Origin of the sequence: Aeromicrobium sp. SORGH_AS_0981, assembly GCF_031453195.1 — a bacterium.
Taxonomy (GTDB): Bacteria; Actinomycetota; Actinomycetes; order Propionibacteriales; family Nocardioidaceae; genus Aeromicrobium.
Window position 1 is genome coordinate 1,284,273 of sequence record NZ_JAVIZD010000001.1, and the last position, 22,394, is coordinate 1,306,666.

Below are 22,394 nucleotides of genomic sequence, written 5' to 3' on the forward strand. Positions count from 1 at the left end.
GGTCGGCGAAGGTTGACGCGTCATCCAGAGTTGAGTGGAATGGACTCAACTCTCATGGTGTTGTTCTGGATGTACGGCGAACTGCGCCGACGGAAGGACGCACCAGGAGCAGCCCATGGACCTCTCGAACCTCACCACCCGCAGCCAGCAGGCGCTGGCTGCCGCCGTGCAGCAGGCGGCTGCAGCCGGCAACCCGGCGATCGAGCCCGCCCACGTGCTCACCGCGCTCCTCGCGCAGGACGGCGGCACGGCCGTCCCGCTGCTGCAGGCCACCGGTGTCGATGCCGGCGCGGTGAGGACCGAGCTGCAGGGCGTGATCGGCGCGCTCCCGTCGGCAGCGGGCAGCAGCGTGCAGAACCCCGGCCTGTCGCGCAGCACCCACGAGGTGCTCCAGCGCGCCGCCGACCTCGCCGGCGAGCTCGGCGACGAGTTCATCTCCACCGAGCACCTCGTCGTCGGCGTCGCGACCGTCGACTCGCCCGCGAAGGACGTGCTGACGTCCCGCGGCGCCACCCCCGACGCCCTGCGTGCCGCGTTCGAGACCGTGCGCGGTGGCGCGCGGGTCACCAGCGCCGACGCGGAGGACACCTACCAGGCGCTCGAGAAGTACGGCGTCGACCTGACCGCGGTCGCCCGCGAGGGCAAGCTCGACCCGGTGATCGGCCGCGACGCCGAGATCCGTCGCGTCGTGCAGGTGCTGAGCCGCCGCACGAAGAACAACCCGGTGCTCATCGGAGAGCCGGGCGTCGGCAAGACCGCCGTCGTCGAGGGGCTGGCCCAGCGCATCGTCGACGGCGACGTGCCCGAGTCGCTGCGTGGCCGCCGGCTGATCAGCCTCGACCTCGGCGCGATGGTCGCCGGCGCGAAGTACCGCGGCGAGTTCGAGGAGCGGCTGAAGGCCGTCCTCGAGGAGATCAAGGCGTCGAACGGTCAGGTCATCACCTTCATCGACGAGCTGCACACGGTCGTGGGGGCGGGCGCCACGGGCGACTCCGCGATGGACGCCGGCAACATGCTCAAGCCGATGCTGGCGCGCGGCGAGCTGCGCATGATCGGCGCGACGACGCTCGACGAGTACCGCGAGAACGTCGAGAAGGACCCCGCGCTGGAGCGTCGGTTCCAGCAGGTGCTGGTCGGCGAGCCGTCGGTCGAGGACACGATCGCGATCCTGCGCGGCCTGAAGGAGCGCTACGAGGCGCACCACAAGGTCGCCATCGCCGACGCCGCGCTCGTCGCGGCAGCCACCCTGTCCGACCGCTACATCCCCGGACGCCAGCTGCCCGACAAGGCGATCGACCTGGTCGACGAGGCGGGGTCGCGGCTGCGGATGGAGATCGACTCCAGCCCCGTCGAGATCGACGAGCTGCGCCGCGCCGTCGACCGGCTCCGGATGGAGGAGCTGCACCTGCAGAACGAGACCGACGACGCGAGCCGCGAGCGGCTCGAGAAGCTCCGCAGCGAGCTCGCCGACCGTCAGGAGACCCTGCGGGCGCTCGAGCAGCGGTGGGAGAGCGAGAAGCAGAGCCTGAACGCGGTCGGTGAGATCAAGGAGCGCATCGACGAGGTGCGCATCGCCGCCGAGCGCGCCCAGCGCGAGGGCGACCTCGAGACCGCGGCGCGGCTGCTCTACAGCGAGATCCCGACGATGGAGGCGCAGCTGGCCGCCGCGCAGGCCGCGGAGTCGGCGCGCGAGGCCGGCGACGGCGCCGACCGGCTGGTCAACGAGGAGGTGACGGCCGACGAGATCGCGGAGGTCGTCGCGTCGTGGACCGGTATCCCCACGGGCCGTCTGCTCGAGGGGGAGACGGGCAAGCTCCTGCGGATGGAGGACGAGCTCGGCAAGCGGCTGGTCGGCCAGCGCGAGGCGGTGACGGCCGTGTCCGACGCGGTGCGTCGCAGCCGCGCCGGCATCGCCGACCCGGACCGCCCGACCGGCTCGTTCCTGTTCCTCGGTCCGACCGGCGTGGGCAAGACGGAGCTGGCGAAGACGCTGGCGGAGTTCCTGTTCGACGACGAGCGCGCGATGGTGCGCATCGACATGAGCGAGTACGCCGAGAAGCACGCGGTGTCGCGGCTCGTCGGTGCCCCTCCGGGCTACGTCGGCTACGACGAGGGCGGCCAGCTGACCGAGGCCGTGCGACGTCGCCCGTACTCGGTGGTGCTGCTCGACGAGGTCGAGAAGGCGCACCCGGAGGTCTTCGACATCCTGCTGCAGGTGCTCGACGACGGTCGCCTGACCGACGGGCAGGGCCGCACGGTCGACTTCCGCAACGTCATCCTCATCCTCACCAGCAACCTGGGCTCGGTGTTCCTGGCCGACCCGTCGCTGGACGAGCAGGCGAAGAAGGACGCGGTCATGGACGTCGTGAAGGCGTCGTTCAAGCCGGAGTTCCTGAACCGGCTCGACGAGATCGTGACGTTCGAGCCGCTCGGCACCGCCGAGCTGACGCACATCGTCGACCTGCAGCTCGCGTCGCTGGGTCGCCGGCTGGCGGCCCGTCGGATCACGCTCGACGTGACCGACGCGGCGAAGGAGTGGCTGGCCCTCACGGGCTGGGACCCCGCCTACGGTGCCCGACCCCTGCGCCGTCTGGTGCAGCAGGCGATCGGCGACCGCCTCGCCAAGGCGCTGCTCGCGGGCGAGGTGCGCGACGGCGACACGGTGCGGGTCGACCGCGAGGTGGGCCCGGACGGCGTCCCGGCCGACTCCCTCACGGTGACCGCCGCCTGACCTGCCCGCGTCGACCGCGACGTCGGTCGGACCGCACGCCCCGCCGCCCTCCATGGGCGGCGGGGCGCTGCTGTGCCGGGTGTGGACGGGTTCAGGACCAGCGGGACCGCTCGACGAGACGTGCCCCGGCCGGCACGCCGGCCAAACCGACCAAGAGCGCGAGCCCGAGCATCCCGCCGGCCACGTTCGAGAGGAGGTCGTCGACGTCGGCCACGTGACCGCCGCCGAGGAACGCGCCCGTGACGAGCTGGGTCAGCTCGATCGCGAGGCTGCTCGCCGCCACGGCCACGAGCACCCGCCACCACGGCGGCGTGCCCAGAGCGAGCGCCAGCAGGATGCCGAGCGGCACGAAGACGGCGACGTTCATCGCCGCGTCGGCCCACTCGTAGTCGGCGAACGGCACGGGCTGCACCGACCAGCGTGTGCTGCGGGCGACCGGGTCGAGGTAGACCGGGAAGACGGTGTTGGCGACCACGCCGGCCGCGTACACGCAGAGGGCGAGCGCGACCGCGGCCCGCGGGGCGGTGAGCAGGGCGCGGCGACGCAGGTGCCGGAGCAGGACGGCGAGCACCACGACGGCCGAGGGCACGACGACCGGCAGCACGGGAACCTGGCGGAACACGGGTCTCCCTCCCACGAGTCGGTCCTCATCCTGCCCGGCCGTACGGGTGGGCGTGCCTGCGGGCTGGTCGGGAGCCAGGTCGGGCTCGTTAGGGTGGTGGACATGGCAGACCGCCCCCCGAGGCCACCGGCGCTCACCCTGACCTGCATCTTCGTCGGGGTCGGGTGCGGGCTGCTGCTCGTGAACCTCGTGTCGGCGCTCTCGTCGTGGGGGTCGATCGAGCTGCAGGACGCCGTCCGCGACGCGCTCGCGCAGGAGCCGGTCAAGGAGCTCGGCCTGAGCATGGACCAGGCGCTCGACTACCTGCGCTACGCCGTCTACGTCGGCATCGTGCTGACGGCCTCGGGCGCCGTGTTCGCCGTCTACGCCGCACGGGGTCACCGCACCTCGCGGGTCATGCTGACGATCCTCTGCGGCATCGCCTTCGTGGTGCTCGCGACCCTCGGGCTGCCCGGCCTGCTCCCGGCGGCCTTCGCCGGGCTGTGCGGCTGGTCGCTGTGGACCCCGGAAGCGCGACGCTGGTTCGACCAGGTCGACGGCCGGCCGGTGGCCGACGTGCCGACGTCGTCGCCGACGGGTGCCGACCCGTTCGCGTCCCGCTCCGCCTCGTCCGGCGGTCGTCCGCTCGACCCGCCTCCCGCGGCGGGCGGGCCCGTCGCGACGGCCACGCCGACGCACCCGTCGGCCCAGCCCGCGCCGGTCGGCCCCGTGGCCCGGCCGCGGTCCGTCACGGTGGCGGTCGTGACGACGTTCGTCGCGTGCGGCGTCGTGGCGCTGCTCGGCCTCCTGCTCCTGCTGGTGACGACGGTCGGCGCCGACGCCTACCGCACCGCGCTCACCGAGCCCGGGATCGCCCGCGACCTGGTGCGCTCCTCGGGCGTCAGCGCCGACGAGATGATCGAGCTCCTGCGGGTCTCCGCGGTCGTCTGGCTCGTGGCCTGCGTCGCCGGCGCCGTGGCGGCCCTCGCCGTCGTCCGCCGGGTGCCGGCGGGCGGGACGGCGCTGGTCGTCGTCGCGGCGGTGACCATCGGCCTGTCGGTCTTCTTCCTCCCACTGGGCGTCGTGACCGGCGCCGCAGCGATCGTCGTCATCGTCCAGCTCCGCCGCCCGGAGTCCCGCGCCTGGCTCTCCGGGGAGTGACCCAGGTCACCGACCCCCTCGCCGAGAGGCGGCCCGACGCCCGGCGCGAGTAGGGTTGGAGCCATGAGCAACAGCGTCGTTCCCGGCTCCAAGCGCCCCCACGTCGTCGTGGTCGGAGGTGGCTTCGGAGGGCTCTCCCTCGTCCGCAAGCTCAAGCGTGCCGACGTCGACATCACGCTCATCGACCGGCACACCTACAACACCTTCCAGCCCCTGCTCTACCAGGTCGCGACGGCCTCGCTGAACCCCGGCGACATCACCTGGTTCCTGCGCGCGGTGCGCGCCGGCCAGAAGAACGTCCGCTTCCTCAAGGGCATCGTCACGAGCATCGACCACCAGGCGAAGGTGCTGAGCCTGCACGGCGAGGTGTCCGTCTCCTACGACTACCTGGTGCTCGCCAACGGGGTGACGACGAACTTCTTCGGCACCCCGGGCGCCGAGGAGTACTCGCTGCCCCTCTACAAGCGCTCGCAGGCGCTGCAGGTGCGCGACCGGCTGTTCGCGAACCTCGAGGAGTTCGCCATCAACGGCCAGGACGAGGACCTGCGCATCATCGTCGTCGGCGGTGGCGCGACGGGTGTCGAGACGGCCGGCGCGTTCGCCGAGTTCCGCAACAACGACATGCCCACGACGTACCCCGAGCTCGACCGGGCCCGCATCCACGTGACGCTGCTGGAGATGGCGCCCCACGTGCTCGGCCCGTTCGACGAGAAGCTGCGCGACTACGCCAAGCGGTCGCTGCTCAAGCGCGACGTCGACCTGCGGCTGAACACGGCCGTCAAGGAGGTCCGCGAGGACGGCGTGCTCGTCGAGGCCGAGGGCCGCACCGAGTTCCTCAAGGCGGGCATCGTCGTGTGGGCCACCGGCGTCACCGCCCACCCGACCGTCCTCGACTGGGACGTGCCCCAGGGGCGCGGCGGCCGCATCGAGGTCGACGACCACCTGCGGGTGAAGGACCGCCCCGACGTGTTCGCGATCGGCGACATCGCCATCGGCCCCGACCCGCTCCCGCAGCTCGCCCAGCCCGCCATCCAGGGCGGCAAGCACGTCGCCAAGCTGATCAAGGCCACCACGAAGGGCAAGGCCGACCGGGTCAAGCCGTTCAAGTACTCCGACAAGGGCACGATGGCCACGATCGGCAAGTCGTCGGCGGTCGCGGAGATCACGCACGCGCCGAAGCTCACCGGCTTCCTCGCCTGGATCATCTGGGTGGCGCTGCACATCGCGACGCTGCTCGGCAACCGCAACCGGTTCGCGACGCTCATCAACCTGTCGAGCAAGTACCTGTTCTCCGGCAGCCACAACGCGATCGTGGGCGAGACGCCGTACGTCGTGTCCAAGCACAAGCTCGAGATCACGCCGCTGGAGAAGCAGAAGGCCGAGCGTCGTGTCCTCGAACGCAAGGCCGCCGCGCACGAGCAGGAGCGCGAGCACCAGTCCTGACCAGGACGGGTCGGCTCACAGGGCGCCCAGCACCTCGCGGGCCTCGACGAGCGACGGTCCGTACCAGGTGAGCAGCCGGCCCGACACGAGCCGTGTCGGCACCGACGTGAACGCCTCCGGCCCGTCGTCGGGGCCGAAGACGTAGGGCTCGTCGGGCAGCAGCACGAGGTCGACGGCGGACGTGTCGAGGTCCGCGACGTCCACGTGGGGGTAGCGCTCGTGCGGGTCGCCCGCGGCACCCGTCGTCACCTCCCACCCGAGCCGGCGCAGCAGGTCGGCCGTGAACGTGCGCGGACCGACGACCATCCACGGGTCGCGCCAGATCGGGACGGCCACCCGTCCGCGTGGTGCCGGGGCGGGCGCCGACCAGAGCCGCCGCGCGTCCGCCAGCCAGGCGGGCTCGCCCCAGCCGAGCGCGTCGGTGAAGAGCCGTCCGAGGGAGGCGAAGGCGTCGTCGACGGTCTCGATCCGCGTCACCCACACGGGGACGCCGGCGTCGCGCAGTCGCTGCACGTCGAGCTCGCGGTTCTCCTCCTGGTTCGCGACCACGAGGTCGGGCCGGGCGGCCTCGACGGCGGCGCGGTCGGGGTTCTTGGTGCCGCGCACGCGCACGACCTCGAGGTCGTGCGGGTGCGTGCACCAGTCGGTCGCCCCGACGACGGCGCCGGGTCTCGCGGCGGCCAGTCCCTCGGTGATCGAGGGGACCAGGCTGACCACGCGTCGCGCCTCGGTCGGCACGGCGACGTCGTGGCCGAGGTCGTCGAGGGTCACGCCCCGTCCGACCGCGCCTCCCGGCGGGCCTGCGCCCGCTGGCGCGCCTCCGCCATCGCACTGCGCCGCTCCGCGCCGTCACGGCCCGACGCGGCTGCGATCCCGAGGCCGGCCACGACCAGCACGACCACGACGGCCACCATGATGAAACCCCACGCCAGCACCGGCACTCCTCTCGTCTATCTCCTTCGTACCCGACGAGCGCGGCCGGCGCCTCCCGAGCGGGTCAGCGTCGGACGCCCAGCCCCCCGCTGAGCGGCAGCTCCCAGGCCGGCCGGTCGTCCGCGATCGCCGCGTCGAGCAGGTCGGTGACGTCGTCGGGGAAGGGCACCGGCCGGCGCGTGCCGAAGTCGACGTGCACGGTGACCGCCTCCATCACGCACGACAGCTCGCGCCGCGTGTGGTTGGTGAGCAGTGCGGCCACGTGCAGCACCTTGTCGCTGCGGTCGACGACCACGACGCTCACGCCGATGCGGTCGCCCTCGACCGACTCGCCCAGGTAGCGCAGGTGCTGCTCGGCGGTGAACGTCGTCAGGCCCCGCTCGGTGATGTACGCGTCGGCCATGCCGAGGTCGCGCTGGTGGCGGGCCCAGATCGCCGCGCCGCCGAACGTGAAGTAGTGCGCGATGTTCATGTGCCGGTTCTCGTCGAGGTGCTCCGGGCCGACCACGTGCTCGTGGACGACGGGGAGGCTCGCGGCCTGCTCGTACGTGGGGAGGGTCGTCACGCCCCGACGCTACCGCCGCGGATCGGTGGGGTCGGCGCGGTGCCCACCGTCGTGGGACGCCCGGCCTCCCTCGGGAGCGTCGGGGTCGAGCCGGTCCGCCTCGGCCAGGCGGTCGTCGGCGTGGCCCTGCGCCTCGGCGGCCTCGTTCTCCAGGTCGACGGCGTGCCGCTCGAGGCGGTCGGCCTCCAGCCGCGCCTCGTCCGCGTCGGCGCGGGCGACGGCAGCGCCCGCCTCGGTACGTCCGGCGGCGACGTGCGCCTCGGCAGCCTCCTCGCGCAGCGTCACGGCCCGGTCACGGTCGCGGACGCGGCGTGCCTCGCTCGACCTGCGAGCCGCGGCGAGGGCGACGGCGAGCACGACCAGTGCGACGACGACGGCGATGACGATCCAGACCCAGGTGTCCATGTGCTCTCCTCATGTCCGCGCTGCGCCGGCGGCGCCGTCCGTCGCGGACCTCGACGTTCTCCGTACCCCGTTCGGGCGCTCTCGTGCACCGGGACGCTCCTGGACGCACCGCACCCCACGGTCGCGGGGAACCGTGGGGTGCAGGGTGGGACCGGTCGGTGCTGCGTCAGCGACCGAGACCGGCCTTGTCGACCTTGCGGTGGAAGTGCATGCCGGCCAGGCCGCCGAGCGCAGCGCCCACGAGGGCCGTGGCGACGACGCCGACGAGGGCGACGACGCCCTGCAGGGTCAGGTCGGACAGGCTGTCCGGGATGCGCGGGAACGCGTTCAGGTTGTCGAACACGTTGTACTGCGAGCCGGCGACGGCGCCGAGGATCGCGATGACGATGGCCGCGACGACGGCCCAGCCGAAGACCGCGAGGCCCTGGCGGATGCCGTCGAAGCGGGCCATGCGGCCGGCGACGTAGCCGCCGCTGTAGTACGACACGAACACGACGACGAGGAGCAGGATGACGCCGGCCCAGCCGATCTCGCCGGCGGAGATCCCCTGGTCTTGGGCCGCGTTCGCGAGGTCGGTGGTGTCGGACGCCAGGCCGATGCCGGCACCGGCTGCGGCGACGAGCGCGGCGAGCAGCACGCTCATGCCGGTCGCGGTGATCCAGCCGAAGAAGGCGCAGACGATCTTGACGCCGCCGAAGCGCTCCTTCTCGCGGTCGACGACGTCGCGCCGGTCGAGCGTCGGGTCGGTGCGGTCGCCCACCGGCTCGCGGTGGGCGGCAGGGGCGTCGCGGTGGGCCGGGGTGGCCTCGGGGCGGGGGTCGTGGGTGGTCATGGTGGGGCTCCTGTCGCTGAGCTCGATCGATCGGCGATCGGGTCTTGACTTTCACGGTAGGACGTGGTCGTGATACCGGCGACTCGAGCGAGTCGTCGGCGCCGCCACCGGTCCGCACTCAGACGTTGCGCCGGTACTGCCCCCCGACCTCGAAGAACGCCTCCGTCACCTGCTGCAGCGAGCACACGCGCGCGGCGTCCATGAGGACCGCGAACACGTTCTGGCCCGACGTCGCCGCGTCCTTCAGCCGGGCGATCGCCTCCTCCGCATCCGAGCGGTGCGCCTGCTGGAACGCGTGCACCCGGTCGAGCTGCGACTGCTTCTCCGACTCCGTCGCACGCGCCAGCTCGACCACGTGCTCCTGACCCTCGGCATCGGGTCGGCGGAACGTGTTGACACCGATGATCGGCAGCGACCCGTCGTGCTTGCGGTGCTCGTAGAGCATCGACTCGTCCTGGATGCGGCCGCGCTGGTAGCCGGTCTCCATCGCGCCCAGCACACCGCCGCGCTCGTTGATCGCGTCGAACTCGGCCAGCACGGCAGCCTCGACGAGATCGGTGAGCTCGTCGATGACGTAGGAGCCCTGCAGCGGGTTCTCGTTCATCGCGAGGCCCCACTCGCGGTTGATGATCAGCTGGATGGCGAGCGCCCGGCGCACCGACTCGGTCGTCGGCGTCGTGACGGCCTCGTCGTAGGCGTTGGTGTGCAGGCTGTTCGCGTTGTCGTAGATCGCGATGAGCGCCTGCAGGGTCGTGCGGATGTCGTTGAAGTCCATCTCCTGCGCGTGCAGGGAGCGACCCGACGTCTGCACGTGGTACTTCAGCTTCTGGCTGCGGTCGTTCGCGCCGTACTTCTCCCTCATCGCCACCGCCCAGATGCGGCGCGCGACACGGCCGAGCACCGAGTACTCCGGGTCCATGCCGTTGGAGAAGAAGAACGACAGGTTCGGGGCGAAGTCGTCGACGTCCATGCCGCGCGCGAGGTAGGACTCGACGTAGGTGAAGCCGTTCGCGAGGGTGAACGCGAGCTGGCTGATGGGGTTCGCCCCGGCCTCGGCGATGTGGTAGCCGGAGATCGAGACGGAGTAGAAGTTCCGCACGCCCTCGTCGATGAAGTACTGCTGGATGTCGCCCATCATGCGCAGGCTGAACTCCGTCGAGAACAGGCACGTGTTCTGGCCCTGGTCCTCCTTGAGGATGTCGGCCTGCACCGTGCCGCGCACGTTCTTCAGGGCGTACGAGCGCAGCTCGGCGTGCTCGGTCTCGTCGGGCTCGCGTCCCTCGCGCTCGCGGAAGGCGTCGACCTGCTGGTCGATGACGGTGTTGAGGAAGAAGGCGAGCACGGTGGGGGCCGGACCGTTGATGGTCATCGAGACCGACGTGCTCGGCGAGACGAGGTCGAAGCCGTCGTAGAGCGCCTTCATGTCGTCGAGCGTCGCGACCGAGACCCCCGAGGTGCCGACCTTGCCGTACACGTCGGGGCGAGGATCGGGGTCGCGGCCGTAGAGCGTCACGGAGTCGAAGGCGGTGGACAGCCGGGTGGCCTCACCGTCCTCGCTGAGCAGCTTGAACCGTCGGTTGGTGCGGAACGGGTCGCCCTCGCCGGCGAACATGCGGGCGGGGTCCTCGCCGTCCCGCTTGAACGGGAAGACGCCGGCCGTGTACGGGAAGAACCCGGGCAGGTTCTCCCGACGCCAGAAGCGCACCAGGTCGCCGTGGCCGGTGAACCGGGGGAGCGAGACGCGCGGGATCTTGTTCCCCGACAGGGACTCGCGGGTCAGCTGCGTGACGATCTCGCGGTCGCGGACCCGCACCACCTGCTCGTCGCCGGAGTAGGACTCCACGACGGCGGGCCAACCGGCGATCTGGTCGGCGACGTCGTGCGGCACGTGCCTGCGGGCCGACTCGAGCAGCGTCGTGACGGCGCCGGCGTCGAGGCCGGCGTCGGCGAGCTCGGCGGCGGTGGTCTCGAGCCGCTGTGCACGGTCGGCGGCGTCGGCGAGTCGCTCGGTCTCGGCGTGGTACCCGCGGACCGTCTCGGTGATCTCGGACAGGTAGCGGGCGCGGTCGGCCGGCACGACGGCCTGGATGCCCGACGAGCAGCGCACGGCGACCGGTGCGAGCGTGCCCTCGGCGACCGGCAGGCCGCGTTCGGCGAGGTGGTCGCGCAGGTGCTGGTAGAGCGCCGTGACGCCGTCGTCGTTGAACGTGGCGGCCGACGTGCCGAAGATCGGCATGTCCTCCGGCTTCTTCCCGAACGCCTCGCGGTTGCGCACCAGCTGGCGGCCGACGTCGCGGTAGGCGTCCTTCGCCCCGCGGCGCTCGAACTTGTTGATCGCGACGACGTCGGCGAAGTCGAGCATGTCGATCTTCTCCAGCTGCGAGGCCGCACCGAACTCCGGCGTCATGACGTACATGGCTGTGTCGACGTGCGGCACGATCGCGGCGTCGCCCTGTCCGATGCCGGGCGTCTCGACGACCACGAGGTCGAACCCGGCCGCCTTCAGCACGGCGACGACGTCGTCGAGGCAGTCGGGCAGCTCGTGGGAGCCGCGGGTGGCGAGCGAGCGGAAGTAGGTGCAGTCCGCCCCTCGCACGGCACTGCCGAGGGAGTTCATGCGGATGCGGTCGCCGAGCAGGGCACCGCCCCCGCGACGTCGGGTGGGGTCGACGGCGACGACGGCCACCCGCAGCTTGTCCTGCTGGTCGACGCGGAACCGGCGCACGAGCTCGTCGGTGAGCGACGACTTGCCCGAGCCGCCGGTGCCGGTGATGCCGAGCACGGGCGACCGGTGGCCGGCCGCGGCCTCGCGCACCCGCTCGAGGTCGGCTCCGGCGAGGCGGCCCGTCTCGGCGAACGTGATGGCACGGGCGACGGCGGCGCGCTCGCCGGCGAGGACGGCGTCGACGTCGAGGGCGCCGAGCGAGGTGAGGTCGATGTCGCACGCCTCGACGACGGAGCTGATCATGCCCGCGAGGCCCATGCGCTGGCCGTCCTCGGGAGAGAAGATCGTGACGCCGGAGGCGCGCAGCCGGGCGATCTCCTCGGGCACGATGACGCCGCCCCCGCCGCCGACGACCTGCACGTGACCGGCGCCTTGCTCGCGCAGCGACTCCACGAGGTACTCGAAGTACTCGACGTGCCCGCCCTGGTAGGACGAGACGGCCACGCCCTGGACGTCCTCCTCGATGGCCGCGTCGACGACCTCCTGGACCGAGCGGTTGTGGCCGAGGTGGATCACCTCCGCCCCCTGGCTCTGGAAGATCCTCCGCATGATGTTGATCGACGCGTCGTGCCCGTCGAAGAGCGCCGACGCGGTGACGAGTCGGACGGGGTGCGTGGGCACGTGCAGCGCGGTCATGCGAACTCCTAGGAAGTCAGATGCTCGGACATCCTACTAATGGGACGTGCTGCGCACCACCCCGTCGTCGAGGTCGGCCCGGTGCGCGCCGCTGCGCCTATGATCAGCCCATGCCGCAGGAGCCCCGACTCGCGTTCGACCCGCTCGAGCGGGCGGGAGAGCTGTGGGAGGAGCGCATCGGCGACGCCACGGCGATGCGGCTCGCGACGTCGATCATGCGGGTGCACCAGCTCGTCATCAGTCGTCTCGACGCGGCACTGAAGCCGCACGGGATCACGTTCGCGCGTTTCGAGGTGCTGCGCCTCATCTCCTTCAGTCGTGCCGGCCGGCTGCCGTTGAGCAAGATCGGCGAGCGGCTGATGGTGCACCCGACGTCGGTGACGAACGCGATCGACCGGCTGGAGGCGCAGGGCCTGGTGGTCCGCGAGCCCGACCCGACCGACCGCCGCCGGACCTTCGCGTCGCTGACGCCCGACGGTGAGCGGGTGGTCGAGGACGCCACCGCCGCGCTCATGGACGTGCAGTTCGGGGTCGCGCAGCTCGACGCCGACGACCAGCAGGCGGCGTACGCGCTGCTGCGGGGTCTGCGTCAGGTCGACTTCGGCGCGTGAGCGAGGGAGGGACGCGGGAGCCGAGGTTGGTCGCGCCGATCGTGCTGCTCGTCGTCTGGGCGCGCTCCCAACCCTCTGCAGGGTGAGCCCGGCACCTCGTCTCATCGGGGTCGGTACTGGATGTGGTCGGGGTGGGTGTGGTGGATCTCGACGAACTGGATGGTGCGGGGTCGTCGGGTCCAGGCGCGGGTGAACGCGGTCTCGGCGGGCAGGGTGCGGGTGGGTAGGTGCCAGTGGGCGTTGCCGTCCTGGTCGTGGCTGACCGTCAACGCTCCGCGGGTCTTGAGGCCGTGGTGGGGTGGGCACCGGTGGTGCAGGTTCCCCGCTGCGGTGGGTCCGCGCTGCTGGCCGGGTTGTCGTCCGTCGGGTGGTGGGTCGGGGTCGTGGGGGATCTGGTGGTCGACGTCGCAGCCGGTGGCGGGTCGGGTGCAGCCGGGAACGTCGCAGGTCCCGTCGATGAGGTTCAACGCCCTGCGTAGGGGCTGGGTGGGGAAGCGGCCCAGCTCGGTCACGTCGAGGATCCCGCCGTTCTCGTCGGTCAACAACCGCGAGAACAACGTGCCTTCGGCGGTGGCGAGCTCGGCGAGCAGGGCGGGGTCGAGGACGTGCTGCCCGTCGGCAGAGACGCCCGGCTCGCTGGAGAGGCCGAGCAGGGTGGCCAGGGAGACGGTGATGCCGACGTGGAAGCGGCCACGCCCTGACGTGCCGACCGGCGTGCGGCCAGGCGTGTCCGTCTCGCCCTTGCGCAGGAGGGTGTCGACGAGCGCGTCAGCACGAGCGTGGGCCAGGGTCCGCTCATCGTCTGGTGTCTGGCGGCGGGAGGCCTTCGCGGCCAGGGTCAGGTCCCGGTCGATGAGGAGGGCGTCGGTGGTGGGGATGAGGGCCTGCAGCAGGCTCATCCCGTCATCCAGGGCCGTGATGGTGACGTTGCGGTCCTGCTGGGCGGCCTGGCGGCGCTCGATCGCGTGGTCCGGCTCGACCCGGATGAGGAACCGGCGCAGCCATCCCTTCAGCTGGCCGAGGGTGTGGGTGGTGGCGTAGGCGAGGACGGTCTCGTCCAACCGGGTCACGTTCTCCGGCGCATGCAGCTTCCATGCGGTGGAGGCGATCTCGCGGGCCTTGGCCCGGTCGACCTCGCCCCGCAGGTGGCCAGCCCACACGGTGGGCAGGTCCACCACCAGGGTGCGGGTGGCCGAGACCAGGTTCGCCACGAACCCCTGCGCGACGTGCAGCTCGAGGGCGGCCTCCAGGATCGCGACCTGCCGGGCGTCCTCGACCTGACGGGCACTCAACCCTTGGGTGAGGGCGTCGGTGCGGCGGGTCTCCACGAACCGCAGCACCGCCCGCGCCTGCTCCGCCTCACCCGCCCACACCCGCGCCGACGCGGTCGCCGCGTCAGCCAGGAGGGTGTCGGTGGGGTTCATGTCTCCAACCTAGGCACCCCCTCCGACACCCCCCTCCGGCCCGGAAAACTCCTGTGGACAGTGGGGTTTCTGCTGGTTCGCGCTGGGCTGTTGCCGGGTGGTCTCGATACGTCAGGACGAGCTCGCTGGCGCTCGCCGTCCTGACTACTCGACCAGCGGTGGGCGTCGCTGGTCGAGTAGCGCGGAGCCGTGAGGGACGAGCGTGCTCCGGGCGTATCGAGACCACTCCAAGCTGTCGCTGCGGGGTGGCTCGCGCGGGGCTGTTGCCGGGTGGTCTCGATACGTCAGGACGAGCTCGCTGGCGCTCGCCGTCCTGACTACTCGACCAGCGGTGGGCGTCGCTGGTCGAGTAGTCGGGCCTGGCGAGGTACGAGCCTGGAGCCGACGTATCGAGACCACTCCAAGCTGTCGCTGGGGGTCGGTCCGCGCTGAGCTGTTGCCGGGTGGTCTCGATACGTCCGACCGGGCTCCTTCGTCGCCGGTCGGTCTACTCGACCAGCGGAACGATTCGCTGGTCGAGTAGTCGGGCCTGGCGAGGTACGAGCCTGGGGCCGTCGTATCGAGACCACTCCAAGCTGTCGCTGGGGGCTGGCTCGCGCGGGGCTGTTGCCGGGTGGTCTCGATACGTCAGGACGAGCTCGCTGGCGCTCGCCGTTCTGACTACTCGACCAGCGGTGGGCGTCGCTGGTCGAATAGTCGGGCCTGGCGAGGTACGAGCCTGGAGCCGACGTATCGAGACCACTCCAAGCTGTCGCTGCGGGGTGGCTCGCGCGGGGCTGTTGCCGGGTGGTCTCGATACGTCAGGACGAGCTCGCTGGCGCTCGCCGTCCTGACTACTCGACCAGCGGTGGGCGTCGCTGGTCGAGTAGTCGCCTCCGCCGAGGGACGAGACGTGTGGCGACGTATCGAGACCACTCCAAGCTGTCGCTGCGGGGTGGCTCGCGCGGGGCTGTTGCCGAGTGGTCTCGATACGACCGACCGGGCTCCTTCGTCGCCGGTCGGTCTACTCGACCAGCGGGACTCGCTTGCGGGCCCTCCTGCTCCAGGGGCGGGACCTCGCGTGGGGGCCGCGGCGGGAGGGGTGGCCTAGGGTGAGGCGCACTGTCGATCGAGGGGGAAGATCGTGGAAGTCGTCCACACCGCCATCGCCATCGTGCTCGTGGTCGGGCTGATCATCTGGGCGAAGGTCGACCCGGTGATCTCGCTCGTGATCGCCTGCCTCTACCTCGGGCTCGCCGCCGGCGTGGGGTTCGAGGGCACGGTCACCGCCATCACCGGCGGGTTCGGGGAGATCATGACGAAGGTCGGGCTCCTCATCGGGTTCGGCGTGCTCATCGGCGCCCTCCTGCACTCGCTGGGCACGTTCCGCAAGCTCGTGCGGGCGCTGCTGTCGGTCGTGGGGGCGAAACGTCTGCCCTACGCGCTCACCGGCGCCATGTCGACGGTGTTCCCGTCGATCTACGTCGACGTGCAGGTCGTGCTCGCCGCGCCGATCGCGCGGTCGTCGGCGCGCCACGTCGGGCCCCGCGGGCTCGCGCACCTGGCCGGTGCGATCGGCACAGGCATCTTCGCGGGCTACGTGTTCGTCGTGCCCGGCCTGGCCGCCGTCACCATCGCGGGGATCCTCGAGATCCCGCTCGGCACCTACATGATCGCGGGCATCGTCCTCGGGCCCGCGACGGCGCTGCTCACGACGTTCCTGTTCGGCCGCCTGCTCCGTCTCGGCTGGTGGAAGCCCGAGACCGACGAGGCGCAGGACGAGCCGCTCGACGGCGACGGCGTGGAGCAGAACACGGCCGGCACCGGCCCCGGCGAGGGCGCGAGCCGCAGCGACGTCGACGTGCCGCTGCCGGTGGCCCTCCTGCCGATCCTCGTGCCCCTGCTGATGATCGCCGGTGGCGCGTTCGCCGACCTCGCCGACGTGACGAACGGCTTCGTCGCGTTCCTCGGCAACCCGAACGTCGCGCTCTTCGTGGGCCTGCTCGGCGCCTACCTGCTCGCGCGCGCCGCGACCGGCGTGGAGCGCACCGACAAGGCGCTCAAGACCGGGTTCCACACGACGGGCGAGATCCTGCTCATCACCGGCATCGGCGGCTCGCTCGGCGCGGTCATCGAGGCGACGGGCCTCGACCAGACGCTCGCGTCGCTGTTCTCGGCCAGCGAGGGTGCTGCCGTGGTCACCAGCATCCTGCTGGCGTGGTTCATCGCCGCGGTGCTGCACCTCGCGATCGGCTCGGTGTCCGTGGCGGCCATCGCCGCGGCCGGCATCATCAGCCCGGTGCTGGGCTCCATCGACGTCGCACCGCTCGCGATCGGCCTGGCCGTCGCGTCGGGGTCGATGTTCGCGCTCACCGTGAACTCGAACTTCTTCTGGATGTTCAAGTCGCTGCTCGGTCTGACGACGAAGGGCGCGCTGAAGACGATGACCCTGGTCACCAGCATGGCCTCGCTGGTGTCGTTGCCGATGGTGCTCGCCGTCGCGTTCCTGGCCTGACGTCAGGGCTCGACGCGGTAGCGACCCTCGAGCGCCATCTCGATCGTCTGGATCCTCGGCAGGTCGAGGCACCGGCTGACCACGCCGAGCACGACCCGGTCGGGCCGCACCTCGACCTCGACGTCGTAGCCCGACGGCACCGCGGCGCGCACGGCGTCGGCCAGGCCCGACGGTGGCGTCGACGCGAGGTCGAGCGTGGCGTCGACGCGGTGCACGACCGCGTCGCTGCCCCGACCCGGGCAGCGCTGGGTGTCGGCCCGGCCCGACAGGGTGTCGTCGGGGGCCAGGGTGACGCGGTCGCCGACGGCGAGGAGCGCCGACCGGGCCGCCTCGTCCGCGCGGTCGCGCCACCGCGCGGCACCGTCGACGTCGACGGACTGCGCGCACCCCGCCGTCAGCAGGGCGAGCGCGGCCACGGTCGTGCCGAGGTGTCGGGGCGTCACTGCTTCAGGAGCATCGCGGCGCCGAGGGTCTCCTCGGGCACGCCCAGTCCCTCGACGAGCGTGAGCAGGTGCGGGCGCAGCCCGGCGAGCTGCTCGTTGAGCAGCTGCGTGACGGCCTTGGCGCGCTGGTCGGAGATGCGGTTGTGGGCCATGAACCACGCGAGGTCGTCCTCGATGACGCTCAGCGCGTATACGGTGCACACCTGTCGCAGGAGGTCTGCGGCCTCCTCGTCCTCGCAGCGGGCGATGCCGGCGGTGAACGCCTCGAGCACGACGCGGTCGACGTGCGCGCGACCGCAGCGGATGAGGTGGTCCTGCGCGTCGTTGAAGATGCGGAACGCCTCCTCGCCCTTGGCCTTCGCGGCCCGCTGGAGGCGTCGGGCGGCCGTCTCGATGAGGTGCTGCTCGCGGTCCTCGAACAGGCTCAGCTGCGTGCCGCGGTCGAGCAGGTCGTGCGCGTCGCCGCCGGCGGGTGCCGCGTCGATGAGGCGCTGGATGAGCTGGCTGGCGGCGGTCCGCTCGCGGACCGTGTCGGCGACCGTCTCGGCGACGAACCGGACCATGCCGAACGGGTCGAGCCCGCCGACCTCCTTGGCGTAGGAGGTGAGCAGCTCCTTGCTGAGCAGCTGCAGCATGACGTGGTTGTCGCCCTCGAAGGTCGTGAACACGTCGATGTCGCCGCGCAGGACCGTGAGCCGGTTCTCGGCGAGGTAGCCCGCGCCACCGCACATCTCGCGCGACTCGTTGATCGCGCGGGACGCGTGCCAGGTCATGATCGCCTTCAGCCCGGCGGCGCGGCCCTCCAGCTCGCGCTGCTGCTGCGCGTCGGGCTCGGTGGCGCGCTGCAGCCGGTCCATGCGCGAGACCTGCTGGTTCTGGGCGAACCGGTACGCGTAGGAGCGGGCCAGCAGCGGCAGCAGACGACGCTGGTGCAGGCGGTAGTCGGCGAGCAGCACCTCCGGCTCGCCCTCCTGGCCGAACTGGCGACGCTGCAGCGCGTAGCGGCCGGCGATGCTGAGCGCGACCTCGGCCGCCGCGAGCGCCGAGCCGCCGACGCTGATCCGTCCGCGCACGAGCGTGCCGAGCATGCTGAAGAAGCGTCGGTTCACGTCGTCGATGGGCGAGGAGTAGGTGCCGTCCTCGCCCACGTCGCCGTACTTGTTGAGCAGGTTGACGCGGGGGATGCGCACCTGGTGGAACGCCAGACGCCCGTTGTCGACGCCGCCCAGGCCGCCCTTGTGCCGGTCGTCGCCGACCTCGACGCCCTCGAGCACCTGGCCCTGGTCGTCGCGGATCGGCACCAGGAAGCAGTGCACGCCGTGGTTCTCGCCGCGCGTGACGAGCTGCGCGTACACCGCGGCCACGGTGGCGTGCGCGGCGGCGTTGCCGATGTAGTCCTTCGTCGCCGACGGCGTGGGGGAGTCGACGACGAACTCCTGCGTCTCGGCGTCGTACGTGGCGGTCGTCTCGAGGTGCTGGACGTTGCTGCCGTGGCCGATCTCGGTCATCGCGTAGCAGCCGACCAGGTCGAGCTCGATGAGCCGGGGGATGAGGTCGCGGTGCCGCTCGGTGCCGAGGTTCTCGACCGCGCCGCCGAAGAGTCCCCACTGCACGCCGGCCTTGACCATGAGGGACAGGTCGAACTGGGCGAGCATCTCGATGCCGGTGACCGCCATGCCGGGGTCGCCGCCCCCGCCGTGCTCGGTGCGGAAGCCGGCCGCGGGCACGCCGGTCGGCACGAGGCCGTGCAGCTGGCGCAGGGTGCGCTCGCGGGCGGCGTCGATGTCGAGGTCGAGGTCGTAGGCCAGCTCCATCGCCGCGAGCTCCGTGCGCGACTGCTCGCGCACGTGCCGCCACTTTCCGTCGAGGGCGATGCGGACTTCGTCGGACAGCGTCATGGGGCGAACGCTACTCGCGCTCGGGGGTCCCCGCAGTGCTGTGAGCGAGCCGTCCGCGGTCAGGCCGGGGCGACGAAGATCGCGGCTGCGGCGACGTGCCCCAGGTCGCGCTGCGTGCCGTCGAGCTCGACGGCCAGGGTGCCCGCGAAGTCGTGGCGCTCGACGAGCCGCAGCGTCACGCCGAGCGTCATGCCGAGGTCGACGAGGTGGCGCAGCAGGGCGGGGTCCTCGTCGGAGACCCGCACGACCCGCAACCGTGCAGGCGCCTCGACGTCGACGAGGGGACGCGCGTCGAGGGCGGGCAGGCGGCCGTCCGCGGTCGGGATGGGGTCGCCGTGCGGGTCGAACTCGGGGTGCCCGAGGCGGGCGGAGAGACGCTCGACGAAGTCGTCGCTGACGGCGTGCTCGAGCACCTCGGCCTCGTCGTGCACCTCGTCCCACGCGTAGCCCAGGTAGTCGACGAGGAAGGTCTCGACGAGGCGGTGGCGTCGGACCATCGCGAGCGCGGCCGCGCGGCCGGCGTCGGTGAGGGTGGCGGTGCCGTAGCGCTCGTGGTCGACCAGCCCCGCGGCGGCGAGCTTCTTGAGCGCCTCGGACACGGTGGACGGGGAGACGCCGAAGCGCTCGGCGAGCGCCCGCGACGTGACGGGCGAGTCGTCCCACTCCTGGGTGGTCCAGATGACCTTCAGGTAGTCCTGCATCGAGGACGACAGGGCGGAGGCGGGCACCGCTCCAGGGTAGGGGAGGGCGGACGCGTCCCGGGGCGCTCACGACGTCCCGCACGAGTTCGGCCCACCGAACTTGTGTGTTCTGCCTCGGGTGGTAGCGTGTCGGGCATGACGAACATCGCGCACTCCGGCTCCTCGCGGCCGGCCGCTCCCCGGCTCGACGCCGTGCAGCTGCGGCTCCTGCGCTCCGGCCTGGTGCGCACCGTGCTGTTCGTCGGCGGCTTCGTCGCCGTCGTCGCGGTGGGCGGCCAGGTCGGCTGACCCGCCCCTGGCGGTGCGCATAGGGTCGTGGTGCACCCCGACCCGGAGGACCCCATGACCGGATGGACCACGCCCGACCTCTGCGACGACCACCACCCCGACCGCGTGTCGGTCGTGCAGCCCGGGCTCCTGCGCGGCTTCGGTGGACGGGAGGCCTTCGCCGGCCCCGTCGAGACGGTCTCCTGCTTCGAGGACAACTCGCGCGTCAAGGAGCTGGGCGAGCAGCCCGGTGAGGGACGGGTCCTCGTCGTCGACGGCGGCGGCTCGCTGCGCCGCGCCCTCCTCGGCGACCTCATCGCCGCCCGCTACGTCGAGAACGGCTGGGCCGGGCTCGTCATCCACGGGGCCGTGCGCGACGTGGAGGTCCTGCGCGACCTCGACCTCGGTGTCCAGGCCCTCGCGCCCACGCCCGTGCGCACCGAGCGCCGCGGCCTCGGCGACGTCGGCGTCGAGCTGGCCTTCGGTGGCGTCACGGTGCGGCCCGGGCAGTGGGTCTACGCCGACGCCACCGGCGTGCTCGTGGCCGAGGGCCGCCTCGACGCGGTGTGAGCGCGGTGTGAGCACCGTGCCGTCGGGCGGGCAGGACTGGAGACGCGGTCGTCCGGTCGACACCGCCCCTCCGACGCGGCCGCCCCGGTACGACCACCCCCCGGGCAAGACGGGCCGGACGTGGCGTCTGGGTGATGTCGTCGACGGGGCGTTCTTCGTCGTCGGCGCCCTGCTCGCCGTCTGGCTCGGCTGGGAGCTCGCCCCGACCGACGGGTGGCGCGGCCTGCTCAGCTGGGACGGCGCAGCCTGGTTCGTCCTGTTCTGGGTGCTCCTCGCCTACGTCGGCCTGCCGCGGCTCCAGCAGGTGCTGAGCCGGGTCTACGTGCCCGACTACTTCATCGGGCGGACCCTGACGACCGTGGGCGTGCTCGGCGACCCGGTGAACCTGGCGCTCGACGGGACCGAGGCCGACGTGCACGCGGCCATGGTCGAGGCCGGCTGGACGCGTGCCGACGAGGTGACGCTGCGCTCGTCGTGGGGCATCGTCGTGTCCGCGCTGCTGCGCCGCTCCTACCCGGCGGCGCCGGTGTCGCCGCTGCTCCTGTTCGGCCGCCCCCAGGCCTTCGCGTACGAGCGCGAGGTCGACGGCAACGCCGCGCGACGTCACCACGTGCGGTTCTGGCCGGTGCCGGAGGGCTGGGTGCTGCCCGGCGGCTTCCGGGTCGACTGGCTCGCCGCCGCCACGTACGACCGTGCCGTCGGTCTGTCGTTGTTCACGCTGCAGGTGACCCACAAGGTCGACGCGGACGTCGACGTCGAGCGCGACTTCGTCGTCGACTCGGTCCGCTACGCGGTGCCGTCGGCGAGGCTGCGGGTGGTGGAGGACTTCTCGACCGCGTTCACGGCCCGCAACGGTGGCGGCGACGTGGTGCGCAGCGACGGCACGCTCGCGGTGCTCGACCTGACCGGCCTGGGTGCGCCGGGCCGTCCGGACGCTCCGCACGCGGCCTCGACCTGGGAGCACCACCTGCCGCCGCCGTCGCTGCTGCTCAGCGGCGTCTTCCTCGTGGCGAAGGCGGTCCTCGCCGTCGCGGGGGCGGTGGCCGTGTCCGGGGCCGACCTGCTCATCTCCTCGGCGTCGGTGGCGGAGGTGGCACGCCTGAGCGGCGCGACGGTCCTGGGTGCCGTCCTGTGGGGGCTCGTGGTGGCGCGCCGGTCGCTCGCCCGCGTGCTCCTGATGGTGGTGTGCACGGCCGAGGCGGTCGTGCAGCTCGCGCTGCTGTCGGGCGGTCCCCGCCCCAGCCTGGTCGTGCTGGGCTCCGCCGGGCTCTCCGTGCTGGTGGTGGTGTCCGTGAGCTCTTCGGAGGTGCGCCGGTGGGTCGCTCGACGACGGACGGACGCCTGAGATCCCGGTCTCAGGCCTCGCTGCGCGACGGGAGCGGGTGGTACCGTCCGCCTGTCAGTCGACACACCACTCCACGTGCCCGACTGCGGGGAAGCCGGTCGAAGTCCGGCGCTGACCCGCAACCGTAGCCCCCGCCGCCCGCCGTCGGGGGGAGCCGGAACACCGCACCGGGCACCCGACCGAATCACGCTGTCGTGGTCGCAGCGGGTCTCCCTTCCAGGGGCGTCCCCTGCTCTTTTTGCAGCGGGTGAGGACCCCCATGAAGCACACCCTCCGTCGCGGCGCCGTCGCGACCGCCGTCGTCGCCCTCGGCGCCGGACTCCTGGGCGCCGCCCCGGCCGCGCAGGCCGCCCCGAACTCCTACGCCTACTCCGCGGCGCGGTGGCTGGACGACCAGCTGACCGACGGCGTCGTGCGCAACGAGCAGTACGACGTCGACGACCTCGGCCTGACCATCGACGTCCTCCCTCGCGCTGCACGACCTCGACACCCGCGCCGCCACGCAGCAGCGCATCGTCGAGGCGCTGGCGTCGAAGGTCGACGAGTACACGACCGGCGGCTCGTTCGCCCCCGACGACCGCTACGCCGGCGCCACGGGCAAGCTCGCCA

At 72.1% G+C, this 22,394-nt stretch carries 19 protein-coding genes and 1 riboswitch; of the genes, 8 read left to right on the forward strand and 11 right to left on the reverse strand.

Annotated features, from left to right (window positions below; all coding sequences use genetic code 11):
* Positions 1-115: 115 nt before the first annotated feature.
* Positions 116-2,731 (forward strand): ATP-dependent chaperone ClpB, encoded by a 2,616-nt coding sequence (gene clpB / locus QE370_RS06550; protein ID WP_309633854.1) that lies wholly within the window; start codon positions 116-118, stop codon positions 2,729-2,731.
* 91 nt (positions 2,732-2,822) lie between these two features.
* Here the strand turns inward: clpB and QE370_RS06555 are convergent, their stop codons facing one another.
* Positions 2,823-3,368 (reverse strand): VanZ family protein, encoded by a 546-nt coding sequence (locus QE370_RS06555; protein ID WP_253026473.1) that lies wholly within the window; start codon positions 3,366-3,368, stop codon positions 2,823-2,825.
* Between the two features lie 87 nt (positions 3,369-3,455).
* Between QE370_RS06555 and QE370_RS06560 the strand changes: the two genes are divergently transcribed.
* Together QE370_RS06560 and QE370_RS06565 are read left to right on the forward strand one after the other, a co-directional pair.
* On the forward strand, positions 3,456-4,493 hold the full coding sequence (locus tag QE370_RS06560) for a hypothetical protein (protein WP_309633855.1): 1,038 nt from the start codon (positions 3,456-3,458) through the stop codon (positions 4,491-4,493).
* A gap of 63 nt (positions 4,494-4,556) precedes the next feature.
* Positions 4,557-5,936: an NAD(P)/FAD-dependent oxidoreductase gene (locus QE370_RS06565; protein ID WP_253026544.1), complete on the forward strand. Its 1,380-nt coding sequence runs from the start codon at positions 4,557-4,559 to the stop codon at positions 5,934-5,936.
* Positions 5,937-5,951: 15 nt separating this feature from the next.
* Here the strand turns inward: QE370_RS06565 and QE370_RS06570 are convergent, their stop codons facing one another.
* The 6 genes from QE370_RS06570 to icmF all read right to left on the reverse strand — a co-directional run bounded on the left by QE370_RS06570 (position 5,952) and on the right by icmF (position 12,032).
* On the reverse strand, positions 5,952-6,707 hold the full coding sequence (locus QE370_RS06570; RefSeq protein ID WP_309633856.1) for a helical backbone metal receptor: 756 nt from the start codon (positions 6,705-6,707) through the stop codon (positions 5,952-5,954).
* Complete coding sequence (locus tag QE370_RS06575) at positions 6,704-6,871, reverse strand: hypothetical protein (protein WP_158509157.1); 168 nt, start codon at positions 6,869-6,871, stop codon at positions 6,704-6,706. The genes QE370_RS06570 and QE370_RS06575 overlap by 4 nt, the downstream gene beginning before the upstream one ends.
* A 62-nt stretch (positions 6,872-6,933) precedes the next feature.
* On the reverse strand, positions 6,934-7,434 hold the full coding sequence (locus QE370_RS06580; RefSeq protein ID WP_309633857.1) for a thioesterase family protein: 501 nt from the start codon (positions 7,432-7,434) through the stop codon (positions 6,934-6,936).
* Between the two features lie 9 nt (positions 7,435-7,443).
* Positions 7,444-7,839, reverse strand: a complete 396-nt coding sequence (locus QE370_RS06585) for a hypothetical protein (RefSeq protein ID WP_309633858.1) — start codon at positions 7,837-7,839, stop codon at positions 7,444-7,446.
* Between the two features lie 166 nt (positions 7,840-8,005).
* The gene (locus tag QE370_RS06590; RefSeq protein ID WP_309633859.1) at positions 8,006-8,671 is read right to left on the reverse strand and encodes a hypothetical protein; all 666 of its coding nucleotides are present in this window, start codon (positions 8,669-8,671) and stop codon (positions 8,006-8,008) included.
* A gap of 118 nt (positions 8,672-8,789) precedes the next feature.
* Positions 8,790-12,032: a fused isobutyryl-CoA mutase/GTPase IcmF gene (gene icmF, locus QE370_RS06595; protein WP_309633860.1), complete on the reverse strand. Its 3,243-nt coding sequence runs from the start codon at positions 12,030-12,032 to the stop codon at positions 8,790-8,792.
* 110 nt (positions 12,033-12,142) lie between these two features.
* Here icmF and QE370_RS06600 point away from each other — a divergent pair, with 110 nt between their 5' ends.
* Entirely contained in the window at positions 12,143-12,643 is a 501-nt protein-coding gene (locus QE370_RS06600) for a MarR family winged helix-turn-helix transcriptional regulator (protein ID WP_067853609.1), read from the forward strand.
* A gap of 101 nt (positions 12,644-12,744) precedes the next feature.
* Here QE370_RS06600 and QE370_RS06605 read toward each other — a convergent pair whose 3' ends face one another.
* Positions 12,745-14,067: a DUF222 domain-containing protein gene (locus QE370_RS06605; RefSeq protein WP_309633861.1), complete on the reverse strand. Its 1,323-nt coding sequence runs from the start codon at positions 14,065-14,067 to the stop codon at positions 12,745-12,747.
* A gap of 1,123 nt (positions 14,068-15,190) precedes the next feature.
* Here QE370_RS06605 and QE370_RS06610 point away from each other — a divergent pair.
* Positions 15,191-16,561, forward strand: coding sequence for an SLC13 family permease (locus QE370_RS06610; RefSeq protein WP_309633862.1), 1,371 nt, complete (start codon positions 15,191-15,193; stop codon positions 16,559-16,561).
* A 2-nt stretch (positions 16,562-16,563) separates the two neighbouring features.
* On the opposite strand, the gene QE370_RS06615 is transcribed toward QE370_RS06610, so the two are convergent.
* The 3 genes from QE370_RS06615 to QE370_RS06625 are packed head-to-tail and all read right to left on the reverse strand — an operon-like array spanning position 16,564 to position 19,630.
* Entirely contained in the window at positions 16,564-17,004 is a 441-nt protein-coding gene (locus tag QE370_RS06615; RefSeq protein WP_309633863.1) for a hypothetical protein, read from the reverse strand.
* Complete coding sequence (locus QE370_RS06620; protein ID WP_309633864.1) at positions 17,001-18,902, reverse strand: acyl-CoA dehydrogenase; 1,902 nt, start codon at positions 18,900-18,902, stop codon at positions 17,001-17,003. Before QE370_RS06620 ends, QE370_RS06615 begins: the two co-directional genes overlap by 4 nt.
* 59 nt (positions 18,903-18,961) lie before the next feature.
* The gene (locus tag QE370_RS06625; protein ID WP_286689470.1) at positions 18,962-19,630 is read right to left on the reverse strand and encodes a metal-dependent transcriptional regulator; all 669 of its coding nucleotides are present in this window, start codon (positions 19,628-19,630) and stop codon (positions 18,962-18,964) included.
* Between the two features lie 108 nt (positions 19,631-19,738).
* On the opposite strand from QE370_RS06625, the gene QE370_RS06630 reads away from it, so the two are divergent.
* Genes QE370_RS06630 through QE370_RS06640 form a run of 3 tightly spaced genes read left to right on the forward strand, consistent with a single transcriptional unit; the run spans position 19,739 to position 21,785 of the window.
* On the forward strand, positions 19,739-19,891 hold the full coding sequence (locus QE370_RS06630; RefSeq protein WP_309633865.1) for a hypothetical protein: 153 nt from the start codon (positions 19,739-19,741) through the stop codon (positions 19,889-19,891).
* 54 nt (positions 19,892-19,945) lie between these two features.
* The gene (gene rraA, locus QE370_RS06635; protein ID WP_286689472.1) at positions 19,946-20,440 is read left to right on the forward strand and encodes a ribonuclease E activity regulator RraA; all 495 of its coding nucleotides are present in this window, start codon (positions 19,946-19,948) and stop codon (positions 20,438-20,440) included.
* A 7-nt stretch (positions 20,441-20,447) separates the two neighbouring features.
* Positions 20,448-21,785, forward strand: a complete 1,338-nt coding sequence (locus QE370_RS06640) for an LssY C-terminal domain-containing protein (protein WP_309633866.1) — start codon at positions 20,448-20,450, stop codon at positions 21,783-21,785.
* A gap of 88 nt (positions 21,786-21,873) precedes the next feature.
* Positions 21,874-21,949: riboswitch (cobalamin riboswitch) on the forward strand.
* Positions 21,950-22,394 lie beyond the last annotated feature (445 nt).

What these genes read in the sequence shown, in the direction of transcription:
- clpB (WP_309633854.1), top strand. Translation starts at nt 116, where the DNA reads ATGGACCTCTCGAACCTCACCACCCGCAGCCAGCAGGCGCTGGCTGCC.
- QE370_RS06560 (WP_309633855.1), top strand. Translation starts at nt 3,456, where the DNA reads ATGGCAGACCGCCCCCCGAGGCCACCGGCGCTCACCCTGACCTGCATC.
- QE370_RS06565 (WP_253026544.1), top strand. Translation starts at nt 4,557, where the DNA reads ATGAGCAACAGCGTCGTTCCCGGCTCCAAGCGCCCCCACGTCGTCGTG.
- QE370_RS06585 (WP_309633858.1), bottom strand. Translation starts at nt 7,839, where the DNA reads ATGGACACCTGGGTCTGGATCGTCATCGCCGTCGTCGTCGCACTGGTC.
- QE370_RS06590 (WP_309633859.1), bottom strand. Translation starts at nt 8,671, where the DNA reads ATGACCACCCACGACCCCCGCCCCGAGGCCACCCCGGCCCACCGCGAC.
- icmF (WP_309633860.1), bottom strand. Translation starts at nt 12,032, where the DNA reads ATGACCGCGCTGCACGTGCCCACGCACCCCGTCCGACTCGTCACCGCG.
- QE370_RS06600 (WP_067853609.1), top strand. Translation starts at nt 12,143, where the DNA reads ATGCCGCAGGAGCCCCGACTCGCGTTCGACCCGCTCGAGCGGGCGGGA.
- QE370_RS06605 (WP_309633861.1), bottom strand. Translation starts at nt 14,067, where the DNA reads ATGAACCCCACCGACACCCTCCTGGCTGACGCGGCGACCGCGTCGGCG.
- QE370_RS06620 (WP_309633864.1), bottom strand. Translation starts at nt 18,902, where the DNA reads ATGACGCTGTCCGACGAAGTCCGCATCGCCCTCGACGGAAAGTGGCGG.
- QE370_RS06630 (WP_309633865.1), top strand. Translation starts at nt 19,739, where the DNA reads ATGACGAACATCGCGCACTCCGGCTCCTCGCGGCCGGCCGCTCCCCGG.
- rraA (WP_286689472.1), top strand. Translation starts at nt 19,946, where the DNA reads ATGACCGGATGGACCACGCCCGACCTCTGCGACGACCACCACCCCGAC.